Below are 23,786 nucleotides of genomic sequence, written 5' to 3' on the forward strand. Positions count from 1 at the left end.
AACACCCAAATGGCTTTACAAGATCCTCCTTTCCCCATTTCATATCACCTTTGTGATTTCCGTATTCTGCTGTTGCATTTTTCGTACCCACTGCAAAAATGAAGCCGCCATGAAGAAAAGTCCGGTGATCAATGGAATCCAAAAGAAAGGACTGCCACCAACAGTGAAGGAATCGGAAACGATAATACTGAAAAATAACAAAATCAATCCCAGGCTGCCCCAATAACAGATTGCCCAATTCGATTTCATTTTTGTCAGAACAATGCCTGCCACACTTAAAATATAAATGAAACTCACAATCATCATGGCAGGAAATAAAGGTCTAAATTTTAATGCATAAACAAAATAATCCAATTGGTTGATATTCCGTCCATCCGTAATTTCTTGCATCATTAAATGTGGAAACGGAGTTGAATATTTCCATTCAAACGGGTTTTCCACTATTCCGCTTCCTTCATACCAGGCGGAAAATGTGGAAAGAACAAAAAGTGCCATTCCTATGATCATTTGCAATCCAAATTTACCCATCGCTACCCTCCCAATAACTTTACATTTAAGACGTTGCAGTTTCCCGGACGTTTCATCCTTTCTATGAATTTTATCGCCTTCATTCAATTTCTTTCATTTATGAATAAAGAAAAAAGCACATTATGGGAACAAACGGCGACTTCGTAAAAAAGTGGATTTAACCCTTCGTAAATCGGCATAAAATCCGAATCTTGCCCCGCGGCTTTATAACGGCCGGGGCGCACTTTATACGTTGTATATTTCTTTTTGCAAAAATTGCATACAACTTTACTTTCGTAATAATCATAATTCATTGACATACGATACCAACCCTTTTAACTTTACTGACATCTTGTTGTAATAACAAACATAATATTACGAAAAGACCAGGAATTTTTATTAAAATCCACCTATATTATGAATCTAAAGTCTTTTTTATATTTTTTTGATTGTCTTTCCTTTGTTCAATCACATCCTACTCAAAAGTGCAGTTGCACTTTATAAAGCGGGATTGGAAATATGTCAACTGGCGGTTGCAACCCGCATGATTACTGGATTTTTTCGTATGTATTCTTTCCTTATAAAAAGAACACCTCCAGATAAAAACAGAGGAGATGTATCCAAGATGTTCCATTATTTTATTTCCTTGACCCATCTTTTATATCCAAAATCATCTGATCATATGCCAATGGACCGAAACCCAAACTTTTGTATAATTCAATGGCCCTTTCATTCTCTTTTTCCACTTCCAGCCTCAATCTTACAATTGAAGAATCAAGTGTTGTTTTGAGGTAATGGAAAAACTCTTTCCCCAATCCTTTTGAACGATATTCCTCCAAAATATAAATTTCGTCAATCCAGAGCATAATTCCTCCCGCTTCTTGGGAATACATTTTTGAAGTAATCGCATATCCGACAGGCTGGTCATTATATTCAAAAATAAACCCTTCCAGATACACACTGGAGCGCATGATTTCATTGAACGCATCAATGTGATGTTTTTTCGGGATGGGATGCAGTACGGCATCAGAAGCATAAAATTGCTCCGCCAAATAATAGAAAATATCCGCATCCTCTTTTTTCATTTTTCTGATCATTAGACTTCACCATCTTATAATCTTTTTATTATGCCATATAAACGCACATCATCGATGATAATGGGGACCATCCACTATCCCGGTCCAATAAGGATTGGATAGAAAAATGCAACCCTCTGCTTTTAAGCTTAATTAATACTTAATCAAAAACGTTAAACAGTTCACATGCACTGATACTTTTTATCATAAAAAAGGAGAGGGGTGGCCGGAATCTCCCTCTACTTATAAAAATCTTCATACATTTTTTCTAAAATTCGCCTTATAATTACAGGTTAATCACTAAGGGTAACAGACATTAAAGCAACCTATTCAGGTTTCTTCAAAATAAATAGGATCAATGATATAATATGCTGGCCTTTTTCCAACTTGTTTAATTAATTGTTTTTCCAGTAAATCTTTTGCAATTTTTCTAACAGTTACTTCAGAAATATTCATTTCATTGGACAGTTCTTTAACAGATAGACCATTATTAAAATGAAAGAAATGATTTTGTGCTAAAATAAACATAAATTCAAAAGATTTTTTTTCTTTTTTAATCCTAGTATCTTTTGTTAATTTATCATAAGCGCTTTCAATTAATTGAACTTTTTCTTTTAATTCAAAAAGCATTTCTTTTAAAGTTTTTAAAATAATTTCTAAAAATGTATCAATGAAATAATTCATTTCCCCTCTATTTGCAATACTATTAGTAATTTCGAAGGCTTTTAAATAGTTTGTCTTATATTTGTTACAACCCCTTGATAAAGAAAGTGAGGGGATATTGCCTAATGTTTTTGATAAATATAAGCTACTAATAAATCTTGAAGTTCTCCCATTTCCATCATAAAAAGGATGTATATAACCAAAAAAGTAATGTCCTATTGCTACTTTTATTATTTCTGGAACTTCATCAGACTGATTCATAAAAACTAATAATTTTTCTACTTCATTTATAATCTTTACTTCCGGAGTTAACCCTCTATGTATAACTTTACCGGTACCCGATTTTTTTAATACATGTGTAACTTCTTTTCTGAAAATTTCTCCATCTGGTAATTCACTTTCCTCAATTTCACCTTCAGTTATTTCATCATATATTTTCCTTATATTTACTGGACTGGCAGGGAGCGACGTATTTCCATTAATTAAATTCATATATGACTTTACCATACTATTAAATCTATTATTAACATTTTTATTCATTTTAATGTTTTTAACACTTCTAGCAATTTCTTCTTTTGAACTTTTTACCCCTTCAAGTTCATTGGTATTAAATAATTCTTCAACTAAACATTCAAGAATGAAATGGTCTTTTGCTACTTTAGGTAATTGATTAAAGATAAAATTTAATTCTCCGGATAATTTATAAATTTTAGCTACAATATCAATTATATAATTAGTTGGAACATAGAATAGTTGAAATGATTTTGGCTGATTCATTGGTTTTATAAATAACATTAAACGTTTGGCAGCATCTGAATTTATTCTTTGTATATATTTATCTTCAAATTCATTTTTTTCTACTTCATAGAAAAACTTATATAAATATCTCATGATTCATACCTCCTTTTGACACTGAAAATGTAACTTTTTTAATATTTTTACATTTTAATTTTAAAAATTCTACTTTTATTTGTATTTTTCAATTTTTTTATCTTTATAATTCACTTAATTATTTTTACATGTGCTCCACATTTACATCTGCCATGACCATTTTTTTTAATTTTTATCTTTCTATTACACGAAGGACAATTTATTATCATAAGACTGCCTCCTATTGATTGTTAACAATCCCATTATGGGTAGAAAAAAATAAGATTATTCTTAGATTGCACTTTTACATATCTTTTCAGTTGAATATAAACAGGGTTCCATAAATATTGAATTATTGTCTTTTACATATTATCTAAATGTTTTAATTTTGCTTTTTATGACTTCTTCTTTTTAAAATAAACGGGTTTGGAAAAGGTGTACTGCCAAAATAAAAACCGAACGATTACTTGAATCTCTACTATAACAAAAAGATTCAGTATCGTTCGGTTTTTATTTTGAATCCAACCTAGTATTAGACTATAATTTAATCTTGCACTTACCAGCATATTAATTATTTCAGTTTTTCTAAAATTTCCCGGATAAATGCAGGTTCATCTTTCGGAGTACGGGATGTGATGATGTTTTCGCTCACAACGACTTCTTCATCACGATAGTCTGCACCAGCTAGCTTTACATCATCTCGAATGCCGATATAGCATGTTGCCGCTTTTCCTTTTAAAATGTCCGCACTAATCATCACTTGTGGTCCGTGGCAAATACCCGCAATTAATTTGCCTTGTTCATTGGCTTCTTTTACAAAGCGAACGATATCATCATTGACGCGCAATGCTTCTGGAGAACTTCCGCCTGGAATTACAACAGCATCAAATTCATCTGCTTTTGCATCTTTCGCACTGATCTCTGCTGTATATGAAACTGTTCCTTTTTTACCTTTGCACTCTGCTCCTTTTTCCAAACCAATGATGACTGCTTGGTGTCCAGCTTCTTTAATTGCCTCATATGGATTTTTCATCTCAGAATCCTCAAAATTACTTGCTAGTAAAAATGCAACCTTTGCCATAACAAATACCTCCTATGCAATAAATCTTACAGGATTAGTATAATTGATATGCAGATAGAATAGCAAAATATGTGATTTTTTCAGTTATTTATAAATTTACTGAATCATCTATTTTTTCTTTATAAATATAAAATCCTTTACTATGTTTAATATAAAAACACATAAAGGATTTGGAGCATTGCAGCTATAAAATGTTACCCATTACAAATTTTCCACTGCTTATTTTTATGTTCTAAAAACCGACTGAATTTCGCTTTACGCTTATTACGTTCAAGATTGTTATACATTTCATCCATATCTTCATAGTGACCTATTACATAAAATCTTAGCCCAATTGATTGACTATCCCGGTAAATATTCGAAAAATCGATTAATAAACCTTCTTTTGTCAATTCAAATAGTTGATTTTTTATTTCCTCAGCCATTGGATAGATTTTTCTTCTTTTATTTGTGGAAACAGTTCCAATGATTTTATTTGCGAGTATTTCCTTAAACACTAAAATATCTCTGCAATATAGTTTGCAATACCATCCATCATCGTGGGCGAGATAAACAAATTGATTTTTGATTCGATCAAAAAATGGCGAATTTAATGGCTTGCCAAAATGAGACAAATACAATACTTCCGCTTTCTCTTCCGGTGTACATTGGTTTAAATCTTCTTCATTGTTGTAATCAATCCAATGAAAATTACCTAAACCGTAAATATCTTCTCTTGCTAACTCTAAAATTCCCTCTTTCCCCACTGCCGTTTCAAAAAACCAATGAACATTAAAACCGTTGGCAATATATTGCCCATCTGTAATTAGTAAATTTTCTAAGTTTACCGGGCAATACTGAATAAATTCATGAAATTCCATTCCATAGTAAATAAAATATTGTTCTTCTAAATTGGCATTGATATAAAATACATCTCTTAATCTTCTCATATCTTAAATTTCCTTAACTCACACAGATTTAGATATTCATTTTCTTTGAACAATTGCTGCAAATAAATTTGCCTTCAAGATTTAAATACGCTTTAATTTCAGTGATTCCTTTTCTCTTAGGATATCGAAGTTGTATTAATACTTCTTCATCATCTTCTATTACTTTATTGCATTTCATACATTTTGGAGTAATTAATGACATTTTATATCCTCCTTATTCGGAAATTCCCCAAATCGAATCAAACAATTCGTTAAAATCATCTTATATCAAACTTGGTTCTTGCTTTTATCTTAGAAAACTACAAAAGTAGAAAACATATAAAATAATCAATACATGGAGCAAAAAATCAATGGAAGATTGCTGGTGTTCCCAGCATATACAGGCTTATTGGCAAAGACCAAATAAAAGCGATTAGCATAAGGTAGTCTTTTTGAATAATTAAAGCAATTATTGCTTAACAGGCTGGGAGGCATAACATCAGAAAAGTATTAATTGCTGGACCGGCTTCAATAACTGTAGACGAATAAGGATTATAAAAAACAAAGACAAACCCGATGCTGAAAATCCAAGCGATTCCCCCTAATACTAATCCAGTCATCCTCAATTATCGTTTCCTCCTTTCATAAATCATACCATTAATTTTCCGCTATACGAAAACTTATCGTTCATTTCGGATGTACTTCTTTTTATGCATTAATTAATCCTGCTCCCCAGGAGAGAAAATCGTCTTGAAACATTTTCATGTACTTTACACCTCTACCATATAATGTTTTGTGTATGCTGAAAAAAGGAGGAAATCTGTGCTGATAAAAGAAATGCGTTTACAGCGTATACAACGTTTAGCTCATGAAATTATGTATGAAATAAATTCACAAGCAGAACAAAAACAATCTGAAGATTTGAACTTTGTGATTGACAACCTTTCTCGTGCTATTGGAGAATTAGCGGATCCATTCGGTTGTTATTCGTTAGACTATATTGAAGATAAAGTGGAGAAATCCTATTTTATGCTTATAAAAAAATTTAACAATTAGAAAAGCTAAAAATAATTCAATAAAAACGAATGAAAATGAGAGTTATTATCAATACTATAACTATAAAAGGTAACCAATTTTCATTGGTTACCTGATAAAAATTAATTCTCTGGTGTAAATGTTTTGCAATCTGTTTCTTCACTATTGGATGCTTCTTTTCCTTTTTGACTTACTACATAGATTCTTTCAGCACTACATTTGTTTCCATCAGCCCAATACTTGCAGTTATTTACTTCGCAAAGAATCTCTTGTTGCATTATCTCACACCTCCTCTTTTGTTATCATTGACAGATTTGAATTGGTTAATACTATCTTTGTCATACTAAATTTCAAATATTTTACACAAACATTGATCGGTTTCTATATATTTTCTTCTTCAATACCCTTTCAATTATGAAATAAACCAACAGATGAAAAAGGACTTTATCTCTTTTCAAATGCATAGTTAAGACACCTAATGACAAACTAATGTCATGGAGGTGTGATGATGAGTAACAGAGAAAAGAAAAACTTAAGTGGCAACTTCAGTGATGAGCAGGCAGTAAGAAAAGAACTATCAAGAGAATTTGATCATGAACTTGCAAACGAACCTTTAACACCGCAAGAAAAACATAATAATAAGAAAACTAAAAAGCGACAATAAGTTATCCTCGGCTATTCATTCAATAAAAATAATTGTTGAACAATCGAGTAGGAGGGAGCGATTAACTCCCGTCCTCTCACACCACCGTACGTACGGTTCCGTATACGGCGGTTCAATTAAGATAATTGACGCAAGTTTTCATAACTTCCGTGAATAGCTTGTCTTCTTATGCCAGTGGTCACTCCACCCTCCAAGAGGTCTCCCACGGGATTCACCGCTTCCTTCCTCAAGTGAGGTACTACGTTTTCTGTGTTCATCATGACTCACTGAATGCCAAGGGCTATTCTCTCTTAATTGTTCGGTCCTTCTCAGTTGTTCTAGACCAACTAATACTATGACCTCTGCTGACTTCTGACGGTTCAGCTACTTATCACTAAGTAGGTTATGAAGCGTACTTCACCTATCCGCCAGACCTCCCCGGGTAAGTACATGCACTTTCACACCATCTATCCGCCTCATTTACTCGATATGACCTTCGACAGAAAGAGCTTTGTTTTGTTTGGCAAACTCACTCAATCATACCTAGCCTTATATGAGGTTCGTGTTCCTCGGACCGGTGTTTTGCCTCCAGCTTCCTTCAGATTCCGCGTCACCACGGACACCCTTGCTCTTGGCTAACCTCTACTTCTGTCTTCGGGGTTCGGGACTTACACCCTATAGTTCATGTACATGCCGGGCGCACCATGAAAAAGAACGAACTTCTTTAATTTAGAAATTCGTTCTTTTTTTATTTCAGCCTTTGCTGTTAATATTCAACTGTTAGCTTAACTTTAACTACTTAATAAATTAATTGTAAGAAATCATCCATCGTTACGCCGCCGAAATATCTGGAAATATCAACATCCGCCAAAGCTTCTTCAATATCTTTATAAGCATAGCGTACACCAACTAAACGTTGCTCGATTTGTTCTACGTCTTCCATGCCAAAGAAATCACCAAAAATCTTAATTTCTTCAATGATTCCTTTGTTCACTTCTAAACGAATATCAATTTCCCCGGATGGGAAGCGCTTTTGCTTTTGCATATTAAAGCGCGGTGATTTTCCATAGTTCCATTCCCATTTTTGGTAGCGTTCTTTCGATATCGTATTAATATTTTCCCAATCTTGTTCTGACAGCTCGTAATATCGGATATTCTCCTCGCCACCGAAAATCGATTTCAAAATTTCCATTCGGAACTGTTCTACCGTAATTTTTTCCGGCAAGAAATCAATGATGTTTGCTACACGTGAACGTACGGATTTAATGCCTTTTGATTCAATTTTGTCTTGCTTTACTTTTAATGAATTTACCACCGCATCCAGATCTAGATTGAACATCAATGTGCCGTGGCTAACCAAACGGCCGCGTGTTACATATTGCGCGTTTCCTGAAACTTTTCGTCCTTCCACTAAAATATCATTGCGACCAGACAGTTCCGCGTTCACCCCTAATTTTGCCAATGCATCTACTACAGGCTGGGTGAATCTTTTATAATTGTGGAAGCTGTTTCCGTCGTCCTTCGTGATAAAGCTGAAATTTAAATTATTTAAATCGTGATACACCGCTCCGCCACCAGAAAGTCGCCGAACGACGATGATTCCATTTTCTTCAACGTAGTCTGTGTTAATTTCTTCATATGTGTTTTGATTTTTACCGATAATAATGGACGGTTGATTGATATAGAACAGTAAAAAATCATCTTGCTCAACATCCATGTTTCTTACAAGATATTCTTCAATTGCCAAGTTCACTCTAGGGTCTGTAATGCCTTTATTATCAACGAAATACATTTATGTATCCTCCTATACAAATTGTCCATATCTATTTTACACGAAAAATGGCTCATACTGATTTTTTTAGTATGATTGAATTTTTCATCAAAATAAAAAACGACAACTATTATCGTTGTCATCAAATTAAAGTAAGCTCGAATCAAGTGAGACGAATAAAAAACGCCTGCTCTTTTAGGACACATGACAAATAGCCCTTCAATCACGATTTTTTCGGACTGAGGGCTATTTTTATGATTGGCGTAGATCTTGTATTTCGATTTTATTGAAGGAGATTTTTCAAACGACGGATTTCTCCTAAAATCTCATTGTATTCTATCTCTAAAAGCTTGGGGTCATCCTTTTTGGAAGGCATAGAAATTTTACTTATTACCTCCGTCAACCGAATTTCTAATCGTAAAATTTCTTCCTTAATCTGCTCTTTTTTCCTGTCTTTAACTTCAGTCTTGCTAGCCATTTATTCATCATAGCTGCCCTTGAAAGTTTTAAGTTTGCAGTCTTCGATAATCATAATCTGATTCGCTACTGAATTTATAAAGCGCCGATCATGAGAGACAAAAAGCAAGGTGTGTTCATACTCCCGAAGAACCTCTTCCACCACTTCCAGAGAGTTAGAACCAGTTTTTGGATTTTTGAAGGCTATTTTGGGATTCACACGATTTTCCGTTCGAGGAAAATTCAAAGTAAAAATTGAAATGGGAATTGCCCTAATGGCCACAAATTTAAGAAAATATGCACTACGAGGGGTGTAAAACTCTCATAAATTGGATGAAATTGTAAAAGGATGAGTTGTTTCAAACAACTCACCCCTTATTTTTGAGGTTGAAAAATACTTATGTCCCAACCTCTTAATTACATATTATTTTATAGGTTGAGTCCATTCTACAAACTTAGTCGGTTCCTCATATGATCCATTGTATGGTCCATATTCATCGCCTGATGGAACTCCTGTACCTTTTGCAGTCCAAGTACCACGATTTACAAATGGAGTTAGCCAAAAAACATACGAAACATATCCAGAATCAATTGATGGTCCTGTGTAGGTTTTTTCGATTGTGTAAGTCAAATCACCAGTTAAATTACTTTCTACAGCAGCAGTTAAACCCTTTTCCTTTGCAGAACCACTAACAGTAAATGAGGATTTTGTTGTATATTTAGTAGATATTTTTTTAGTACCACCTGCTGGAACAGTTGCGATTTGTTTGGCTTGTAATGGGGTATCTGTTTGTTTTACAAATTTTGTTACAGACCATTTGATTGAAAGATCATACCAAGCATTAGGAGAAATTACATTATTATTTTCTCTTTCTGGTGAAGCTCCTCCTAATCGTAAATTATTATCATTTAATGAAGTATATACATTATTAATAATGATTTCGTCGCTAGTAGCTTGCATTGAAATTGCTTCTAGTTCTTCATCAGTAATTTGTCCTTCCGCACTAGGAGAAATAATAAATTTTTTTCCATAAGCTGAAACAACTGTATCCTGAGTTTCAGATTGAATTAAAGGTGTTAATGTAGGTTCAATATTAGTTTGTGCTGATGCAAGTGGAGCAGTAGCAAGAAGTAATGCAGAAAAACCTAAAGTAGCAACTTTAATTTTTTCATATATTTTCCCTGCTAATCTATTATTAGTAACATTTTACTTTATTCGTTAATTATTATAAATATGTTAAATGTTGTTTTTTCTACTTTTTATTATAATAAAATTGAATGGAGGGATACACATTGAAATTTATCTATTTAGGATCTATCTTAATGATGTTTGGGGGTTTACTTTATACTTTGGAGAGAATAAACGCTTATTTATCAACGTATGTTATGTGGATTGGAAGTGCATCTGGAGCTGACCTTACCGTTTTTTATCCAAAATTTCTAGACAATTTTTTTGTCCCATTCTTTTTATTTTTAGGCATTTTTGTATGTAGCATAGGATTTTATCAATTGAAAATTATCAAACAATCTGAATGAATATGGATTTTAGTAAATGAGTTTTCGACAATAATTCTGTTCGGGAAAATATCAATATCCATTAACATTTGATAATGCAATAATTAATGCTACGTTTGAATTAGAATCCTTATCTGGTGAGAATCAAAAAGAATCCATTTTTGAAAAAAGAGTGAACAAAATGGATTCTTTTCATTCCTTTGCATAAACAAGGGGCAGAATTGTTATTTCAGGTTATCTCCATGTGTTATGAAACCAAAAGTATCATTGTCACAACAAATTTACAGTTTAGCCAGTGGAATAATGTCTTTGGTGATCCAATCTTAACGGAAGCAGTAATCTGAAACAATTTCTCCCCACTTTTCCTCATACATCATCCCTTTCTTTTTAAATGATTTCTGTTTAGGGAGTTGATCTTCATCCGCATACTTCTTAGCTGTTCGCCAATTAATTCCCATTGTTCTTTGTATTTCTGAAATAGATAAACCTTTGTTATTTCTTAAATGTTTGATACAATTAATATCAGACATTGCTAGCATCCTTTCTTACCTCCACTACCAATTGCTTGACACAATTACTGTAGTGGGACTTGGGGTGACTGGCAAGTCTTTTTTTGTTTATGCACAAAAATTTAGTGCAGGACTCTGCATTTTTCCTTTGCAAAGTTCTGCACTTTTATTTTGCCATACACACTCCACTATCTCATTGATTTAGATTCTGAATTAAAAGCGTCCTATGAGTTATATCAATACGTGCAACATTGCATAAAAATCAAAGACTTTGAGCTCCTAAAGAAAACATTAGAGAATAAACAAAATATCGTTTCCAGCTATATGAAAACCGCCATCAAGACAATCAACAAATACATCAATTACGTCGAGAATACGCTAAAGTACGATTATAATAACGGCATTTTAGAGGGGATTAATAACAAAATCAAAGTGATCAAACGCATTTCTTTCGGTTATCGATCCTTCTATCACTTTAGAAACCGAATATTCATTACCCAAAACTTAGCGAAAATAAAAACAGCTTAGGGGAACCTCGAATTTCCCCTAAACCATCCGATTACACATCACCAAATAATGTCACTAAAATTTATTCACCAACACCATTTGACAAAGAACCTTTAATTATCTATCCTGCCTTCTCAACCCCAATAAAAAATCTAACCTATCAACTCAACCCCTATCACTTTCATGGTAGTTGACATGTTTCCTCAAAGAATAAAAATAAGGGTTTCCCGACATTAACGTCCTCGACAAAGATGTCATGAGAAAAATTCAATGTCAGGAAACCCTTTATCTATAAGTGCTTAAAGTATCTTTATTTCTCAACCCTTGACATCAATACCACGCACTCAACGTGCAACGAGCGGGGTGGATTGATGTCTTTTACATTGTCGGTAGTCGGAAACAAGTCAAAGGCACTTTTTTTACTATCGGTAGGCGGGAATATATCGATTAATTTTTACATATCGAAAAAATGAATACATCGCCGATTGCGTCCCTAGGATGTATAGACGCTGAAGTTGGATTCTTGCTTCATCTGCTGATGAACGAACTTACGGTACAATGCATGTCCATCCATCAATTGAGCATGCGTTCCTTGGCCAGTCAAGATGCCATTCTCCAGGAAGATGATTTGGTCTGCATCAACGACGGTTGACAAGCGATGCGCGATGATAAGCGTCGTGCGACCATGCATCAAGTTTTGCAGTGCTTCCTGGACAAGTGCTTCCGATTCGCTATCCAGATTCGACGTCGCTTCGTCCAGAAGTAGCAGCTTTGGATCGCGCAGCAGAGCGCGAGCAATGGCGATGCGCTGGCGCTGACCACCGGAAAGCTTGATGCCCCGTTCGCCAACCTCGGTGTCGTATCCTGACGGCAATTGTTCGATAAATGCCGCGGCATTAGCCAGACGCGCAGCCTCGCGCACTTCGTCGTCGGTAACCGGACGCGTGAGCCCGTACGTGATATTGCTTTTGATCGAACCTGACATGAGCGGGCTTTCTTGCAGGACGTAGCCGATCCCTTCCCGCCAAGCGTGAAGCGGAATTTGTTCGATGTTCTGCTCTCCGAGCATGATGCTGCCCGCCGACGTTTCATAAAACCGCTCCAACAAGGAGAAGATCGTTGTCTTACCGGCACCGCTCGGCCCGACGAAGGCGACAGTTTGCCCCGGCTCAATCGTGAAGTTTAAGCTGCGCAGCACCTCGTCCTCTTGCCCATAGCCAAAGGATACGTCCTGGAAGTGGATGGGCTGATTCCAATCGACTTGGTATGACACATCTTCCGATTGCTCCCAGTCCGCAGACAGCGTTAACGCGGTTGCGAAATCAGACTTCGATTGACGGTCTGGCTCCTGATGGTCAGGATCATCATTTTGCTGATTTTGCTGTATGCGTCCTGTTGACTGCTCTGGATCAGTGCATAGCAACTCTTGGATGCGCTCGGTCGCTCCCATCGCTTTTTGAAAGGCGGTGAAAAACTGTGCCAGCATGCTGAATGGCACTACGACCTGGAACATATAAATAATGACAGCAACCAGTGTTCCGGCAGACAAATCACCGGCGGAAACGCGCGCTCCACCGTATCCGATGATGACGACCAGCACGGCCATGATCACGGTTGTCATTAGTGGTGAGACGAATGCTTGGATGCGTGCTTCTCTCATGCCGAAGTGAAACAAGCTGGCAATCTTTCGCTCGCCCCGTTCGCGCTCAACGGACTGGGCATTGTGCGATTTCACAAGACGGATGTCGCTGAGCACGCGACCGAGTCCCGCGCTGAAAGCGGCAAGCTCATCTTGCATTTGCAAGGAAATTTTGTACACCAGTCTGCCTAATGGAGCCAAAATCAGCATGGACACTGGCACTGCGGAAAGCATAATGAGTGTCATTTTCCAGTCGATGACAAACAGGATCGCTAATGCGCCGATGATCGAAAGAATGCCGGAGATGGAGGTGACGAGATGGTTCGTTATTAGTGTCTTAAGCGTGTTCGGATCCTGTGTAACACGGCTGATCAGCTCGCCGGATTCGTGCTTGTCAAAGTAGGAAACTTTGAGTTTGAGAATGTGATTCCACAAGCGCAATCGGATGTTTCTCACGAACATCTCGCCAATATACGTCATGAAATAGTAGGAAAATCCGCCCGCAGCCGCCTGCACAAAAAACGCCGCTATGAGCCAAATGATGACGCCGATATCGAGACCACTAGCCGCAAATTGATCAATCAAATCACGGGTGAAAAGCGGCACAATCAAGCCGCCTGCAGCTTCCAATACACTTAGGATGATGGCAACGGCAAACAGCCCTCTCCTGGGAACGGCACTGCGCAACATTCGCAAAAACTTCCGCCATTGTCGTCCCTGGTCATGATTATTCACTCTCTCTGTGTCCATCTGAAAACAGTCCTTTCTTTATGGAATAGTACTCGAACGCTTCTGTAAACCATTTCTCTTCCTCTTCTGTAAACGGGGTGCCGATAGCAGCGGGCAGTTCTATATTTTCTAAGTGATCCGCATATTCATTCATAAAGTACCAATTGTCGCCCATCAGTTCGTTAGCGAGAGCCATAAATTGCTCGATGAGCTGCTGGACTTCTTCGGAGTCTGGACGATGGTTGCGCAATGCTTGTTTGAGGTCTTGAAGGATCAATGTCGAGCGCATGTTCCAGTCCCGCTCTTTGCTTTCGTCCGCGAAATTTTCCTTTATTCTCTGAATCAACGGCTCTGGAAACCAATCAGACATCCATTCCATCTGCTGCTGCTCCGTCACGATGCTGTGAATCAAGAAGGAGATCACTTGCGGATCTATCCTATGCTCGGCTTCAAGTACCGCGGCAGCATGATCAATCGCTTTCAAAATTTGCTGAATGTGTTGCTGTTTATGCTCCAAAGCCTGTTTCTGCATTCGCAAAGATCGTAGCAAGGCGTTGCTGTCCCCCGCTTGTCCGGACATGATCCCTTTAATGTCTTTCAATGAAAAACCAAGATATTTGTATGCAATGATTTGCTGTAGCGGAATTAGATCGTCCGGGCGATAATACCTTCTCCCGGAATCACTAATATAGCTTGGCTTGAGCAAGCCTTGCTCTTCATAAAATCGCAGCGTGCGTGGACTGACACGGGCTATACGGGAGAATTCTCCAATGGACATTTGCTCTTTCATCATCTCAATCAACCTCCGAATTCATTGTACAACTTTACGTAACGTAAGAATCAAGCGTTTCTTTATTTGCATAATTTCGTTTGTAAGCTTTTCACGTAGGAATATCCCCAGCTCATGCTGGAGGCTAAACTCATTATAAATTTCAATGCTCTTAGACTGAACAAACAAGAAAAAGTCATCTACTAATTGCCTTAAATTAAGCAAAGATCCACCTCATACACCCTAATATAATTTATAGTTTTTTATTGCCCTTCATAATAGCTTTGCTATATCCTCAAACCTTCTGATACCTCTGCTGGTTAGATGAGGTCTTTTCAATAGCCTTTATGTTACCTTCCATTTTATTTACGTAGTTTAAAAATAAAGTCCCAAGCAGAAGTAGATCCTTTCTGGGTATTCTATTCCATACATAACCCTTGAACAGGTCTTTAACAAGAAAGACTTCACCTTCATTCAAGTTTTCAGTTTCCTTAATAGCTTGTTCTAGTAGCTCATTAACATCACTCATGTTGTCATCTCCTTATCAATGTAAGCGTAAAATAACGCTCACGTGTTTTTTCGTGGGCGTTTATTATATGCTCTATTTAGTTTTATTTGGTATGCGACATTCTTCTGGAATTGTCTTCGACCAAGGAAGGAGTTGATCGATGGCTTCTACATCATTGTGATCTATCAATGGTAATTGTTCGAAAAGAGTCCCCCACGGGATTCACCGCTTCCTTCCTCAAGTGAGGTACTACGTTTTCTGTGTTCATCATGACTCACTGAATGCCAAGGGCTATTCTCTCTTAATTGTTCGGTCCTTCTTAGTAGTTCTAAACCAACTAATACTATGACCTCTGCTGACTTCTGACGGTTCAGCTACTTATCACTAAGTAGGTTATGAAGAGTACTTCACCTATCCGCCAGACCTCCCCGGGTAAGTACATGCACTTTCACACCATCTATCCGCCTCATTTACTCGATATGACCTTCGACAGAAAGAGCTTTGTTTTGTGATGCAAACTCACTCAATCATACCTAGCCTTATATGAGGTTCGTGTTCCTCGGACCGGTGTTTTGCCTCCAGCTTCCTTCAGATTCCGCGTCACCACGGACACCCTTTCGTTGAGCTAACCTCTGCTTCTGTCTTCGGGGTTCGGGACTTACACCCTATAGTTCATGTACATTCCGGGCGCACATAAAGGAAAGGAATTGACAGGTCAATGTCAAATTCCTTTTAAACCATGATTTTAGCTGATACTTGTTCATGTGCTTGTTTTTGTTCAAATGAAAGACCATCGAGCAACCAACTGAATTGGCGGGGAGTGATGCATAAAGGGCCGGGAGTTCTTTCATCAGGCCATTGAAAGACCCCTTTCTCTAAACGACGATAGTACAACCAAAACCCATTGTGATCCCAATGGAGAATTTTCAATTTATCTCGTTTCCGATTACAGAAAACAAAGAGATTAGAAGAGAAAGGATTTAACTGAAAGCTCATTTGAACAATGGCTGCTAATCCATCAATCGACTTGCGTAAATCCGTTGCCCCCGCTGCTAAATAAACATGTTGAATGGATGTTTTACTTAACATGTGTTTTCAGCACCTGAACCACTTCGTTGAAAAGGAGTGGATTGAAACCTTCTTTTACTTCGATGGAAAATTCCCCAATGTTAACGATGAGCGGGGAGTTTTTTTCATCCAACGGATGGGATACTTCAACAGTTAGCCATTGAGGGGAAGTCCGTGAAGTTTCAGTTGTCTCTAACTCTAGTCTTTTCATCCATTTATACATACTTTGATGATCTACTTGATTTTGTTTGCACCAAGCTTTTATACTTGACTCTCCACTAGATCGATAAGATTCGATTCGTTGTTGCCACAATTGTTTTCGTTCATCTGGGGACCATTAGCATTGCATAAATATAGTTAGAATTTTCTGTTAATTAATTTTTGTGAATTTGTGCCAAAAAGACAAAACCTAAAGAAAGGTGGCACTGCCCATTTGGTAAATATATACAGTTAAACCAGAGCGACAACGACAAAAGGGAGATTATGGACTGGCTCGCCCATCAAATTTTCGCAACCAAACATAAGCTGGTTTCCACAGAGCTCTCTTTAACCAACGAGTAATTCGAAGTAGAGATTTCTTACTTTTCATCTCCAATTGAATGAGAACATGTAAGCAATACGTGATAAGGGCTAAGAAAATTTGATTTTGAATAGCTGTTTCACTCATTCCATAAAAGTGCTTAATTTCTACGTGTTGCTTGAGCCATTTGAAAAAGAGTTCAATAGCCCAGCGAGATCGGTAAATATCACTTATCTCTTCTGGTTTTAAATCAAATCGGTTGGTGATGAAACGAAGTAAGTTCCCTTTTGTGTCCATAACTTCTAGTAGACGAAAGACATTTTCAGTACGATTTTGTGTGGTACCAATGTAGACCATTTTATCGGATAGAACGTGACAATCATCAGGAAGTGAAAATGTATAGACTTCACGAATGACTGCGTTTTTCTTCAGTCTTGAAACGAAGAAATAGCCATCATCTGTCATCCGATCAAAACGTTCATAGTCCACATAACCGCGGTCAAACACATACATGGCTTCTTTATCATCCACTAGGACTTCGAGTTGATTTCGGTCATGTTCTTTTGCTGTCGTAATCACTGCTTTTTCAGGATAGACGGTGTCTTTATCCATGAAAACGAGCCGTAAGTGTAGCTTTACACCAGCTTTTGTTTTACGGAATTTTGCCCATTTATAATTGGTCAAATTCAACGGGAGTGTACTTGAATCAATGATTTTCAGTGGCATATTCTTTCCGGTTTTATAATGGTACCGTTGAATTTTCCAAACAAGATCCAAGAACAAATTTGCAAGAATTAGTGGGTTGATCTGATTGTTTTTTCGGGATAGCTGAGAGGCACTTATCGATTCAAATCCGAGTGCTTTTTGAAGATCTTCGTCTACAAGTGCATCACTCATTTCCTCTAAGCTCTTAAATTCGAGCAGCTGGGCTACCAATAAAAGTTTAATATAGGCTTCTGTTGTCAGCTTTTTTGTGTAATAGTCCTGTTTCAATTCTTTGACTTGTTCGCTAAGTTTTTGAATATTTATGGGTGAAACCCATTTACCAAATGATGAAATTAGTGTATTCTTGTCCATAACGTTTATCCTTTACGATTGGATTTGGACAGGAACCACCTGTACTTCCATTGTAAAGGATTTTTTTGTTTCGAAATCAATAAAAAATTGAACATTCTTAGTATTTTGAATCATCAGATTTAATTAGTGCAATGCTAGTGTCTGGGGACATAAAAATAAAAACCTCCTAACTTTTGATGTTGATCTAATTATCACAAAACATCATAATGGTTAGAAGGTGTGGGATATTTGGCGCTTACGGGACGACGGCAAAAAGAGAAGAACTTCAAAAACTTATTGAAGATGCTCAGGATAAGAAGTTCGATATCATTCTTGCCAAAGAGTTATCACGCCTTGCCCGAAATGGAGAATTATCCTATAAAATCAAAAACTTATGTGAAAACCAAGGGATTCACATCATTACTTTAGATAATGCGATCAATACATTAACAGGGAACACTCATGTGTTTGGCCTTTATGCATGGATGTACGAACAAGAATCTCAAAACATGAGTAATCGTGTTAAGGAGACATTAAAAACCCGTGCAAAAAATGGACTTTTCAAAGGATCAAATCCTCCATATGAGTATGAAGTACGAGATGGAAAACTGTATATTCGAAACGATGAAACACCAAATATTGTTAGACGAATTTTCAAAGAATATTTTGAAGGAAACGGACGACAAAGTATTGCGAGACGCCTATATAATGAAGGGATTCCAACACCTGCTCAAGTTGCTGGAAAGGCAAATGCAGGAAATAAGTGGCATGACTCTACAGTTAGATGTATCTTAACAAATCCCCATTACGTCGGGGATCTTGTTCAAGGAAGAACAACGACAGTAAGTGTAACAAATAAAAGAAGAAAAAACGTTCCTAAAGAAGAACAGTTTATTATCAAAAATGTACATGAGCCAATTATATCAAGGGAAATGTTTGATGCTGTCCAAAATCAATTAGAGCAGAGAAGAAAATATATTACAGCACCCAAATTACATCTTTTTACCAACATTCTCTATTGTGCTGACTGTGGTACGGGAATGTGGTATAGAAGTAATCGTCGGGGCTACATCTGTGGAAATTATGCCCGTCATGGCAAAAAGGCTTGTACCGCCCACACGATAAAAGAGGATTTTCTAAAAGAAACGATCCTAGATGACATCCAAACCTTAATTCAACAAGTTGATAAAGAGAAATATATAAAGAAGATGGAGAGAAAATCGAAAAGTACAAAATCGGATTCTCAAAAGAAAATCAATAAGATTAACAAACAGATGGATGTTTTAAAAAATCGAAAAAGGAAATTCATCAACCTGTTAGCTGACGGAATTATCACACATGAAGAATATCAAGAGAGTATTGAAGCAACGAACAAGGATTTAACTGAATTAATGGAACAGAAAAATGAACTTCTTTCATTGATGGAAAGCGAGGATGTAATCCAAACGATTGAAAAGCTTAAAAAGGAATTACTTCAATTCCTAAATTTCGATGAATTAACCGAGGATATTCTCCATCGACTGATTAATCGAATCGAGGTAAAAGAGGACGGTACACCATGCTTTATGAAACATCGTGATTGCATCCTCACTGTTTCCACTTTCCTCCAATTCCATTCCACTTATACAGAGTTTAATAGGATTATTTGGATCAAATATTTTATTCATTTCATCTTTCCTCCAAATAGTTATGATGAGTAAATACAGAAGCTAACTTCTCAAAACCTTCTCCATTGGCTTGCAGTTAGCTAATTCTTCAATTAATTGAGCTGACCAAATTATTAGTATGGCAAATTCCCCCGAAGAAATACCAATAATGTACTATCGAAGTATAGCAGTCGAAATTCAGAATAAACAGTCTATTTCTGCCATTTTATAGATGTTATAATTAAATTTGGAGTGGTATATTTGGATCTTTGGACCAGCTGACGACTTGTATTATCCTCGATCCTACCTAATTAAGGGCAAAAAAATACCATCAATATGGTCCATGGACACACATTGATGGTATAAGCTGAGCTGACAGCTTTAAACTCTTGTGATTAAACCTAATATTTTCAAGACTTTTCGGGCTTTATTTCTTACACAATAATACAAATATTTATTTTAAGAATGCAAAAAATTAAAAAAAGAGGCTTATGATATTATCATCTTATGCAGTAGAGCCGACTTCCATTTACTTCTATAAATGCATATAGAGCAGCGGATACGGATTCCCTAGTTCATCAATATCAGGAATAGCAGTTTTACTATTACTTAAATTTCCTAAAGACATCATCCGAGTGACAATATAATAACTCTTCTTTGAAACTGCTAACTGTGCTTTTTAGCCAAACTAGAATGTATTTTACCTTCACTATTCTTTTCACAACCCATTTGGGTTCGGTGGGTATATCATTCAAAGGTTTCCCAATGGAATATCTAGTTGCTCTTTTAATTCTTATTCGTAAGTTGATTGATTTGGCACTTTTTCTACCTGTTCAGCTAACTAAACATCTCGTTCATCTTTTGTTTTACATCCAAGATTTTTAGGTTCTTTATTGATGGACTAGAAGCATCACGCGTTTCAAAATGGCTCGCATAAATGCGACATGTTCATCCTCTAGAAAACTTTCAAGAATAGCCGTTTCTTTGAGTATATCATTCATTTTGTCTAAGACATCTGATTCATTAATCACTTGAATGATATGTGAATAGGATGTTTCTGATGGCATTTTGGAATTTCATTCGTCTATTAAATTCTTTTGCCTTTTCTTTTGTAAATTCATAAGAAAAGTGTTCTTCTTTGTTTTCATCATTTTTGTAATATATACATGACCTCTATTAATAATATACCTTTAGACCTCCAAAATTATTGAGTGCATTTTGAATATGAGTATATATGGTATAACCATTAGAATTATCCTTGCCTTTATGAATTCCAACGATTAGATAATTTGTTGCATTCGTTGTGATAACCGGTGCACCACTATCACCACCAGCAGAACTATAACTTGCTTTTCTTAAACCTTTCCACCATTGTGTAAGATCATATACTGAGTAGTTTTTATCTAATAGTTCGCCACAACTAAAACCAGTTGTTGCACCAGCTTTACATACAATATCGCCTACGGTTTCTCCTGATAAACTCTGCACACCTGAAATCTTTATATCTGATGGTTTATGTGCATAAATATATTTTCCCTTTCTTCCACTATCCATAGAAATAATTGCTGCATCGGTGTTTCCAGAATATATTCTTGAAACCATAGTACCAATATCTTTCCCACCTTGAGTCCACTTAACCCCTACTTTTGAGCAATGTCCAGCAGTTAAAAGATAATACTTATTTTTACTATCATAAACAGTTACATTAGATGTACATGAATCCTTATTTTCACTTACAATTCTAAGTCCGCCTTGTAAAGTGTAATAATAATCTGTACGTGAATCATTTTGTAAAGGTGATACTTTTATAACATCAATTCGTTTTTCTCCATATAAATTCTTAAGAGTATTTGTTACATATGAATTGTTATCTTCGTAAGCGTCAAATACTCAGCACCTTCTAGTTGTGAATGTTCCGTGAGATAATCTCCTTAGAAAAAATGCTGGAGGTTATGCTATGAATGATGCTGACAAAAGAATAGAATGGAAATCTAGGTACGATGCTTGGAAAACAAGTGGGTTGAGTGCTGCTGAGTGGTCTCGCATCAACGATGTAAAAAAGCATCAAATGTACTACTGGATACGAAAGTTTAGAGAGGAAGAAATTTCTACGAATGAGCATCAAACAAAATGGTTGACGGTGGATGTCCAAGATATCTCCTCCCATCATACGGGTCAGGAATCTGTGCTTATTCATTACGGTGCTCTGTCCATCGAAGTACGTCCGGGCACCGATTTGAATCTACTTTCTGATGTAGTGCGTGTGATCCAAAAACGATGATATCCAACGCAAATTTTGAACGAGTGTACCTTGCGCGTGGAAGCACAGATCTCCGGAAATCGATAGATGGTCTCGCAGTCATCGTCAAAGAATGCTTCGATTTGGATCCTTTTTCCCCTTGTTTATTCGTTTTCTGTAATCGGAAAAGGGATAAACTTAAAATCCTACAATGGGATAATAATGGGTTTTGGCTCCATTATCGAAGATTAGAGCGAGGAACATTCGACTGGCCATCCGATCAGGATGGGACACCAATGAATATTAGTCCACGCCAACTTCGTTGGTTATTGGACGGATTATCTATTGAGCAAAAACAAGCGCATCCCGCAGTGAAAGCTCGTACCATTCTTTAAAATTAAAAAATTTGAGAATCCGACTGGTCAAGCCGGATTCTTTTGCGTATACTGGAACTATGAAAAACATGGACATGAAAACTCAAGAAACAATTGAATACTATAAAGCGCGTACCGAAAAGCTTGAAATAGAAAAGGAAGCTTTGGAAGCAAAGCTAAAATGGTATGAGGAGCAATTTCGGTTAAGTCAACAACGTCGTTTTGGTTCTTCCAGTGAGAAGATCAATTCAGACCAACTGTCTCTTTTCAATGAAGCTGAAGCTACCGCAAATCCTGATGAAGAAGAGCCGACGATTGAAACCATTACATATACACGCAAGAAGAAGCGAAATCGTCGAGATGAAAAACTAGACAACCTGCCTACTGAAACGGTGGAATACCGTTTGCCAGCTGAGGAACAGGTTTGTTCGTGTTGCGCTGGACCGCTACACGAAATGAGTACGCAGGTACGCAGAGAAATAGAAGTTATTCCAGCACAAGTAAAAGTGAAAAAGCATGTCCAATATGTTTATAGTTGCCGTCATTGTGAACGCCATGAACTCGAGACGCCTATTGTCACGGCGAAAATGCCGGCTCCTGTTTTTCCGGGAAGTCTGGCATCTCCATCGTCAATGGCTTATACGATGACGCAGAAATACGTTGAAAGTATGCCTTTGTATCGCCAGGAAAAACATCTGGAGCGATTTGGCATATTCATTTCCAGGCAAACCTTATCCAATTGGATTTTGTATGGAGCCGACACCTGGTTGAGTCCTGTTTACGACCGAATGCGTAACCATCTATTGAATCAGGATATCCTCCATGCGGATGAGACCACCTTACAGGTTCTTTCAGAACCTGACCGACGAGCGACTTCCAAATCATTTATGTGGCTTTATCGGACAGGACGAATGGGGCCTCCAATTGTATTGTATGACTACCAGCGAACCCGTGCATCCAAACATCCTTTACGATTTTTGGAAGGTTTCCGTGGATATTTACATGTGGACGGGTATGCCGGTTATAACGGAATCCCCGATGTCAGTCTGGTCGGTTGTTGGGCTCATGCCAGACGTAAATTCACAGAAGCTTTGCAGGCTCTTCCTGAATCGGCTAAAACTACTCACGTTAAAGCCAAAGAAGGTCTTGCATTCTGTAACCAACTTTTCTCGATAGAACGGGATCTAAAGGACGTTAGTCCTGAAGAACGTTATAAGAAACGTTTAGAACGCAGCCAACCGGTATTGGAGGCTTTTTTGGCATGGCTTCGTGAACAAGCCACAAGAGTGTTGCCAAAAAGTGCACTTGGGCAAGCCATTAAATATTGTCGTAATCAATGGGACCGTTTAGTAGCTTTTTTAGAGGATGGTCGTTTAGAAATTGATAACAACCGCGCAGAACGATCCATTAAACCGTTTGTAATCGGGAGGAAAAACTGGCTGTTTAGCAATACCATAAAGGGAGCTAAATCCAGCGCAATCATTTATAGCATTGTGGAGACTGCGAAGGAAAACGGATTAAACCCATTCAATTACCTTAAATATTTATTTGAACAGCTTCCAAATATTAATCTGACTGACAAAGAAAAATTAGATCAACTCCTTCCTTGGTCCACAACAATTCCAGAAGAATGTCGTGTTCCTAATAAAGCTAAATAAATCATAACAATAGTCCACATCTAAAGGTAGGTGTGGACT

General features: G+C 36.9%; 29 protein-coding genes and 2 pseudogenes. 10 read left to right on the forward strand and 21 right to left on the reverse strand.

Annotation, left to right across the window (positions count from 1 at the left end):
* Window positions 1–39: 39 nt before the first annotated feature.
* The 7 genes from UtA1_RS00245 to UtA1_RS00275 form a co-directional block, all read right to left on the reverse strand.
* Complete coding sequence (locus tag UtA1_RS00245; protein WP_232019876.1) at window positions 40–615, reverse strand: YjdJ family protein; 576 nt, start codon at window positions 613–615, stop codon at window positions 40–42.
* A complete protein-coding gene (locus tag UtA1_RS00250; RefSeq protein ID WP_096549666.1) occupies window positions 612–827 on the reverse strand; it encodes a DUF2225 domain-containing protein in 216 nt (71 codons plus the stop codon). The genes UtA1_RS00245 and UtA1_RS00250 overlap by 4 nt, the downstream gene beginning before the upstream one ends.
* 318 nt (window positions 828–1,145) lie before the next feature.
* Window positions 1,146–1,604, reverse strand: a complete 459-nt coding sequence (locus UtA1_RS00255) for a GNAT family N-acetyltransferase (protein WP_096549667.1) — start codon at window positions 1,602–1,604, stop codon at window positions 1,146–1,148.
* A 309-nt stretch (window positions 1,605–1,913) separates the two neighbouring features.
* Window positions 1,914–3,137, reverse strand: a complete 1,224-nt coding sequence (locus UtA1_RS00260) for a Fic family protein (protein ID WP_096549668.1) — start codon at window positions 3,135–3,137, stop codon at window positions 1,914–1,916.
* Between the two features lie 550 nt (window positions 3,138–3,687).
* Window positions 3,688–4,197, reverse strand: coding sequence for a type 1 glutamine amidotransferase domain-containing protein (locus UtA1_RS00265; protein ID WP_096549669.1), 510 nt, complete (start codon window positions 4,195–4,197; stop codon window positions 3,688–3,690).
* Window positions 4,198–4,391: 194 nt separating this feature from the next.
* Complete coding sequence (locus tag UtA1_RS00270; RefSeq protein WP_096549670.1) at window positions 4,392–5,126, reverse strand: hypothetical protein; 735 nt, start codon at window positions 5,124–5,126, stop codon at window positions 4,392–4,394.
* Window positions 5,127–5,154: 28 nt separating this feature from the next.
* Window positions 5,155–5,328 carry a Fe3+-hydroxamate ABC transporter substrate-binding protein gene (locus UtA1_RS00275; protein WP_016839459.1) on the reverse strand — a complete coding sequence of 58 codons (174 nt, stop codon included), beginning with the start codon at window positions 5,326–5,328 and terminating at the stop codon, window positions 5,155–5,157.
* A 599-nt stretch (window positions 5,329–5,927) separates the two neighbouring features.
* Between UtA1_RS00275 and UtA1_RS00280 the strand changes: the two genes are divergently transcribed.
* Complete coding sequence (locus UtA1_RS00280) at window positions 5,928–6,161, forward strand: hypothetical protein (protein WP_096549671.1); 234 nt, start codon at window positions 5,928–5,930, stop codon at window positions 6,159–6,161.
* A 101-nt stretch (window positions 6,162–6,262) separates the two neighbouring features.
* On the opposite strand, the gene UtA1_RS00285 is transcribed toward UtA1_RS00280, so the two are convergent.
* Entirely contained in the window at window positions 6,263–6,418 is a 156-nt protein-coding gene (locus UtA1_RS00285) for a DUF1540 domain-containing protein (protein WP_016839462.1), read from the reverse strand.
* A gap of 230 nt (window positions 6,419–6,648) precedes the next feature.
* Between UtA1_RS00285 and sspO the strand changes: the two genes are divergently transcribed.
* Window positions 6,649–6,804 carry a small acid-soluble spore protein O gene (gene sspO, locus UtA1_RS00290; protein ID WP_016839463.1) on the forward strand — a complete coding sequence of 52 codons (156 nt, stop codon included), beginning with the start codon at window positions 6,649–6,651 and terminating at the stop codon, window positions 6,802–6,804.
* A gap of 116 nt (window positions 6,805–6,920) precedes the next feature.
* Here sspO and UtA1_RS16885 read toward each other — a convergent pair whose 3' ends face one another.
* From UtA1_RS16885 to UtA1_RS17410, 3 genes are all read right to left on the reverse strand, one after another.
* Window positions 6,921–7,064 carry a hypothetical protein gene (locus UtA1_RS16885; protein ID WP_172597780.1) on the reverse strand — a complete coding sequence of 48 codons (144 nt, stop codon included), beginning with the start codon at window positions 7,062–7,064 and terminating at the stop codon, window positions 6,921–6,923.
* 518 nt (window positions 7,065–7,582) lie between these two features.
* On the reverse strand, window positions 7,583–8,575 hold the full coding sequence (locus tag UtA1_RS00295) for a lipoate--protein ligase (RefSeq protein WP_096549673.1): 993 nt from the start codon (window positions 8,573–8,575) through the stop codon (window positions 7,583–7,585).
* Between the two features lie 262 nt (window positions 8,576–8,837).
* Window positions 8,838–9,032 (reverse strand): hypothetical protein, encoded by a 195-nt coding sequence (locus UtA1_RS17410; RefSeq protein WP_197722732.1) that lies wholly within the window; start codon window positions 9,030–9,032, stop codon window positions 8,838–8,840.
* 151 nt (window positions 9,033–9,183) lie between these two features.
* Here UtA1_RS17410 and UtA1_RS00305 point away from each other — a divergent pair.
* A pseudogene (locus UtA1_RS00305) lies at window positions 9,184–9,327 on the forward strand (transposase); the annotation flags it as partial.
* A 107-nt stretch (window positions 9,328–9,434) separates the two neighbouring features.
* On the opposite strand, the gene UtA1_RS00310 reads toward UtA1_RS00305, so the two are convergent.
* The gene (locus tag UtA1_RS00310; protein ID WP_096549674.1) at window positions 9,435–9,971 is read right to left on the reverse strand and encodes a hypothetical protein; all 537 of its coding nucleotides are present in this window, start codon (window positions 9,969–9,971) and stop codon (window positions 9,435–9,437) included.
* Window positions 9,972–10,303: 332 nt separating this feature from the next.
* Here UtA1_RS00310 and UtA1_RS00315 point away from each other — a divergent pair, with 332 nt between their 5' ends.
* Window positions 10,304–10,546 (forward strand): hypothetical protein, encoded by a 243-nt coding sequence (locus tag UtA1_RS00315; RefSeq protein ID WP_096549675.1) that lies wholly within the window; start codon window positions 10,304–10,306, stop codon window positions 10,544–10,546.
* A gap of 170 nt (window positions 10,547–10,716) precedes the next feature.
* Window positions 10,717–10,866 (forward strand): annotated as a pseudogene (locus UtA1_RS00320) (ATP-binding protein); the annotation flags it as partial.
* Here the strand turns inward: UtA1_RS00320 and UtA1_RS00325 are convergent.
* Window positions 10,849–11,064: a hypothetical protein gene (locus UtA1_RS00325; RefSeq protein WP_096549676.1), complete on the reverse strand. Its 216-nt coding sequence runs from the start codon at window positions 11,062–11,064 to the stop codon at window positions 10,849–10,851. The pseudogene UtA1_RS00320 and the gene UtA1_RS00325 overlap by 18 nt on opposite strands.
* Window positions 11,065–11,205: 141 nt before the next feature.
* Between UtA1_RS00325 and UtA1_RS00330 the strand changes: the two genes are divergently transcribed.
* Window positions 11,206–11,562: a transposase gene (locus UtA1_RS00330; RefSeq protein ID WP_197722733.1), complete on the forward strand. Its 357-nt coding sequence runs from the start codon at window positions 11,206–11,208 to the stop codon at window positions 11,560–11,562.
* A 472-nt stretch (window positions 11,563–12,034) separates the two neighbouring features.
* Here UtA1_RS00330 and UtA1_RS00335 read toward each other — a convergent pair whose 3' ends face one another.
* The 6 genes from UtA1_RS00335 to UtA1_RS00370 all read right to left on the reverse strand — a co-directional run bounded on the left by UtA1_RS00335 (window position 12,035) and on the right by UtA1_RS00370 (window position 17,851).
* Window positions 12,035–13,930, reverse strand: a complete 1,896-nt coding sequence (locus UtA1_RS00335) for an ABC transporter ATP-binding protein (RefSeq protein WP_232019877.1) — start codon at window positions 13,928–13,930, stop codon at window positions 12,035–12,037.
* Window positions 13,908–14,702, reverse strand: a complete 795-nt coding sequence (locus UtA1_RS00340; RefSeq protein WP_096549678.1) for a MerR family transcriptional regulator — start codon at window positions 14,700–14,702, stop codon at window positions 13,908–13,910. Before UtA1_RS00340 ends, UtA1_RS00335 begins: the two co-directional genes overlap by 23 nt.
* A 271-nt stretch (window positions 14,703–14,973) precedes the next feature.
* Entirely contained in the window at window positions 14,974–15,207 is a 234-nt protein-coding gene (locus tag UtA1_RS00350) for a single-stranded DNA-binding protein (protein ID WP_096549680.1), read from the reverse strand.
* Window positions 15,208–15,918: 711 nt separating this feature from the next.
* A complete protein-coding gene (gene tnpB / locus UtA1_RS00360) occupies window positions 15,919–16,275 on the reverse strand; it encodes an IS66 family insertion sequence element accessory protein TnpB (RefSeq protein ID WP_096549681.1) in 357 nt (118 codons plus the stop codon).
* Complete coding sequence (tnpA, locus tag UtA1_RS00365; protein WP_096549682.1) at window positions 16,265–16,567, reverse strand: IS66 family insertion sequence element accessory protein TnpA; 303 nt, start codon at window positions 16,565–16,567, stop codon at window positions 16,265–16,267. Before tnpA (UtA1_RS00365) ends, tnpB (UtA1_RS00360) begins: the two co-directional genes overlap by 11 nt.
* Before the next feature lie 168 nt (window positions 16,568–16,735).
* Window positions 16,736–17,851 (reverse strand): IS4 family transposase, encoded by a 1,116-nt coding sequence (locus UtA1_RS00370; RefSeq protein WP_096549683.1) that lies wholly within the window; start codon window positions 17,849–17,851, stop codon window positions 16,736–16,738.
* 206 nt (window positions 17,852–18,057) lie between these two features.
* On the opposite strand from UtA1_RS00370, the gene UtA1_RS00375 reads away from it, so the two are divergent.
* Entirely contained in the window at window positions 18,058–19,530 is a 1,473-nt protein-coding gene (locus UtA1_RS00375; RefSeq protein ID WP_096549684.1) for a recombinase family protein, read from the forward strand.
* A gap of 836 nt (window positions 19,531–20,366) precedes the next feature.
* Here the strand turns inward: UtA1_RS00375 and UtA1_RS16890 are convergent.
* A complete protein-coding gene (locus tag UtA1_RS16890; RefSeq protein WP_016839467.1) occupies window positions 20,367–20,543 on the reverse strand; it encodes a hypothetical protein in 177 nt (58 codons plus the stop codon).
* 109 nt (window positions 20,544–20,652) lie between these two features.
* Complete coding sequence (locus UtA1_RS00380) at window positions 20,653–21,294, reverse strand: S1 family peptidase (protein WP_331855311.1); 642 nt, start codon at window positions 21,292–21,294, stop codon at window positions 20,653–20,655.
* A gap of 139 nt (window positions 21,295–21,433) precedes the next feature.
* On the opposite strand from UtA1_RS00380, the gene tnpA (UtA1_RS00385) reads away from it, so the two are divergent.
* From tnpA (UtA1_RS00385) to tnpC, 3 genes are read left to right on the forward strand one after another with little or no spacing between them, the layout of a single operon-like run.
* Window positions 21,434–21,757 (forward strand): IS66 family insertion sequence element accessory protein TnpA, encoded by a 324-nt coding sequence (tnpA, locus tag UtA1_RS00385; protein ID WP_096549686.1) that lies wholly within the window; start codon window positions 21,434–21,436, stop codon window positions 21,755–21,757.
* Window positions 21,754–22,110: an IS66 family insertion sequence element accessory protein TnpB gene (tnpB, locus tag UtA1_RS00390; protein ID WP_096549687.1), complete on the forward strand. Its 357-nt coding sequence runs from the start codon at window positions 21,754–21,756 to the stop codon at window positions 22,108–22,110. The genes tnpA (UtA1_RS00385) and tnpB (UtA1_RS00390) overlap by 4 nt, the downstream gene beginning before the upstream one ends.
* 59 nt (window positions 22,111–22,169) lie before the next feature.
* On the forward strand, window positions 22,170–23,747 hold the full coding sequence (gene tnpC, locus UtA1_RS00395; protein WP_126434373.1) for an IS66 family transposase: 1,578 nt from the start codon (window positions 22,170–22,172) through the stop codon (window positions 23,745–23,747).
* The last annotated feature ends 39 nt before the right edge of the window (window positions 23,748–23,786 follow it).

The organism is Ureibacillus thermosphaericus (assembly GCF_002370195.2).
GTDB classification, from domain to species: domain Bacteria; phylum Bacillota; class Bacilli; order Bacillales_A; family Planococcaceae; genus Ureibacillus; species Ureibacillus thermosphaericus.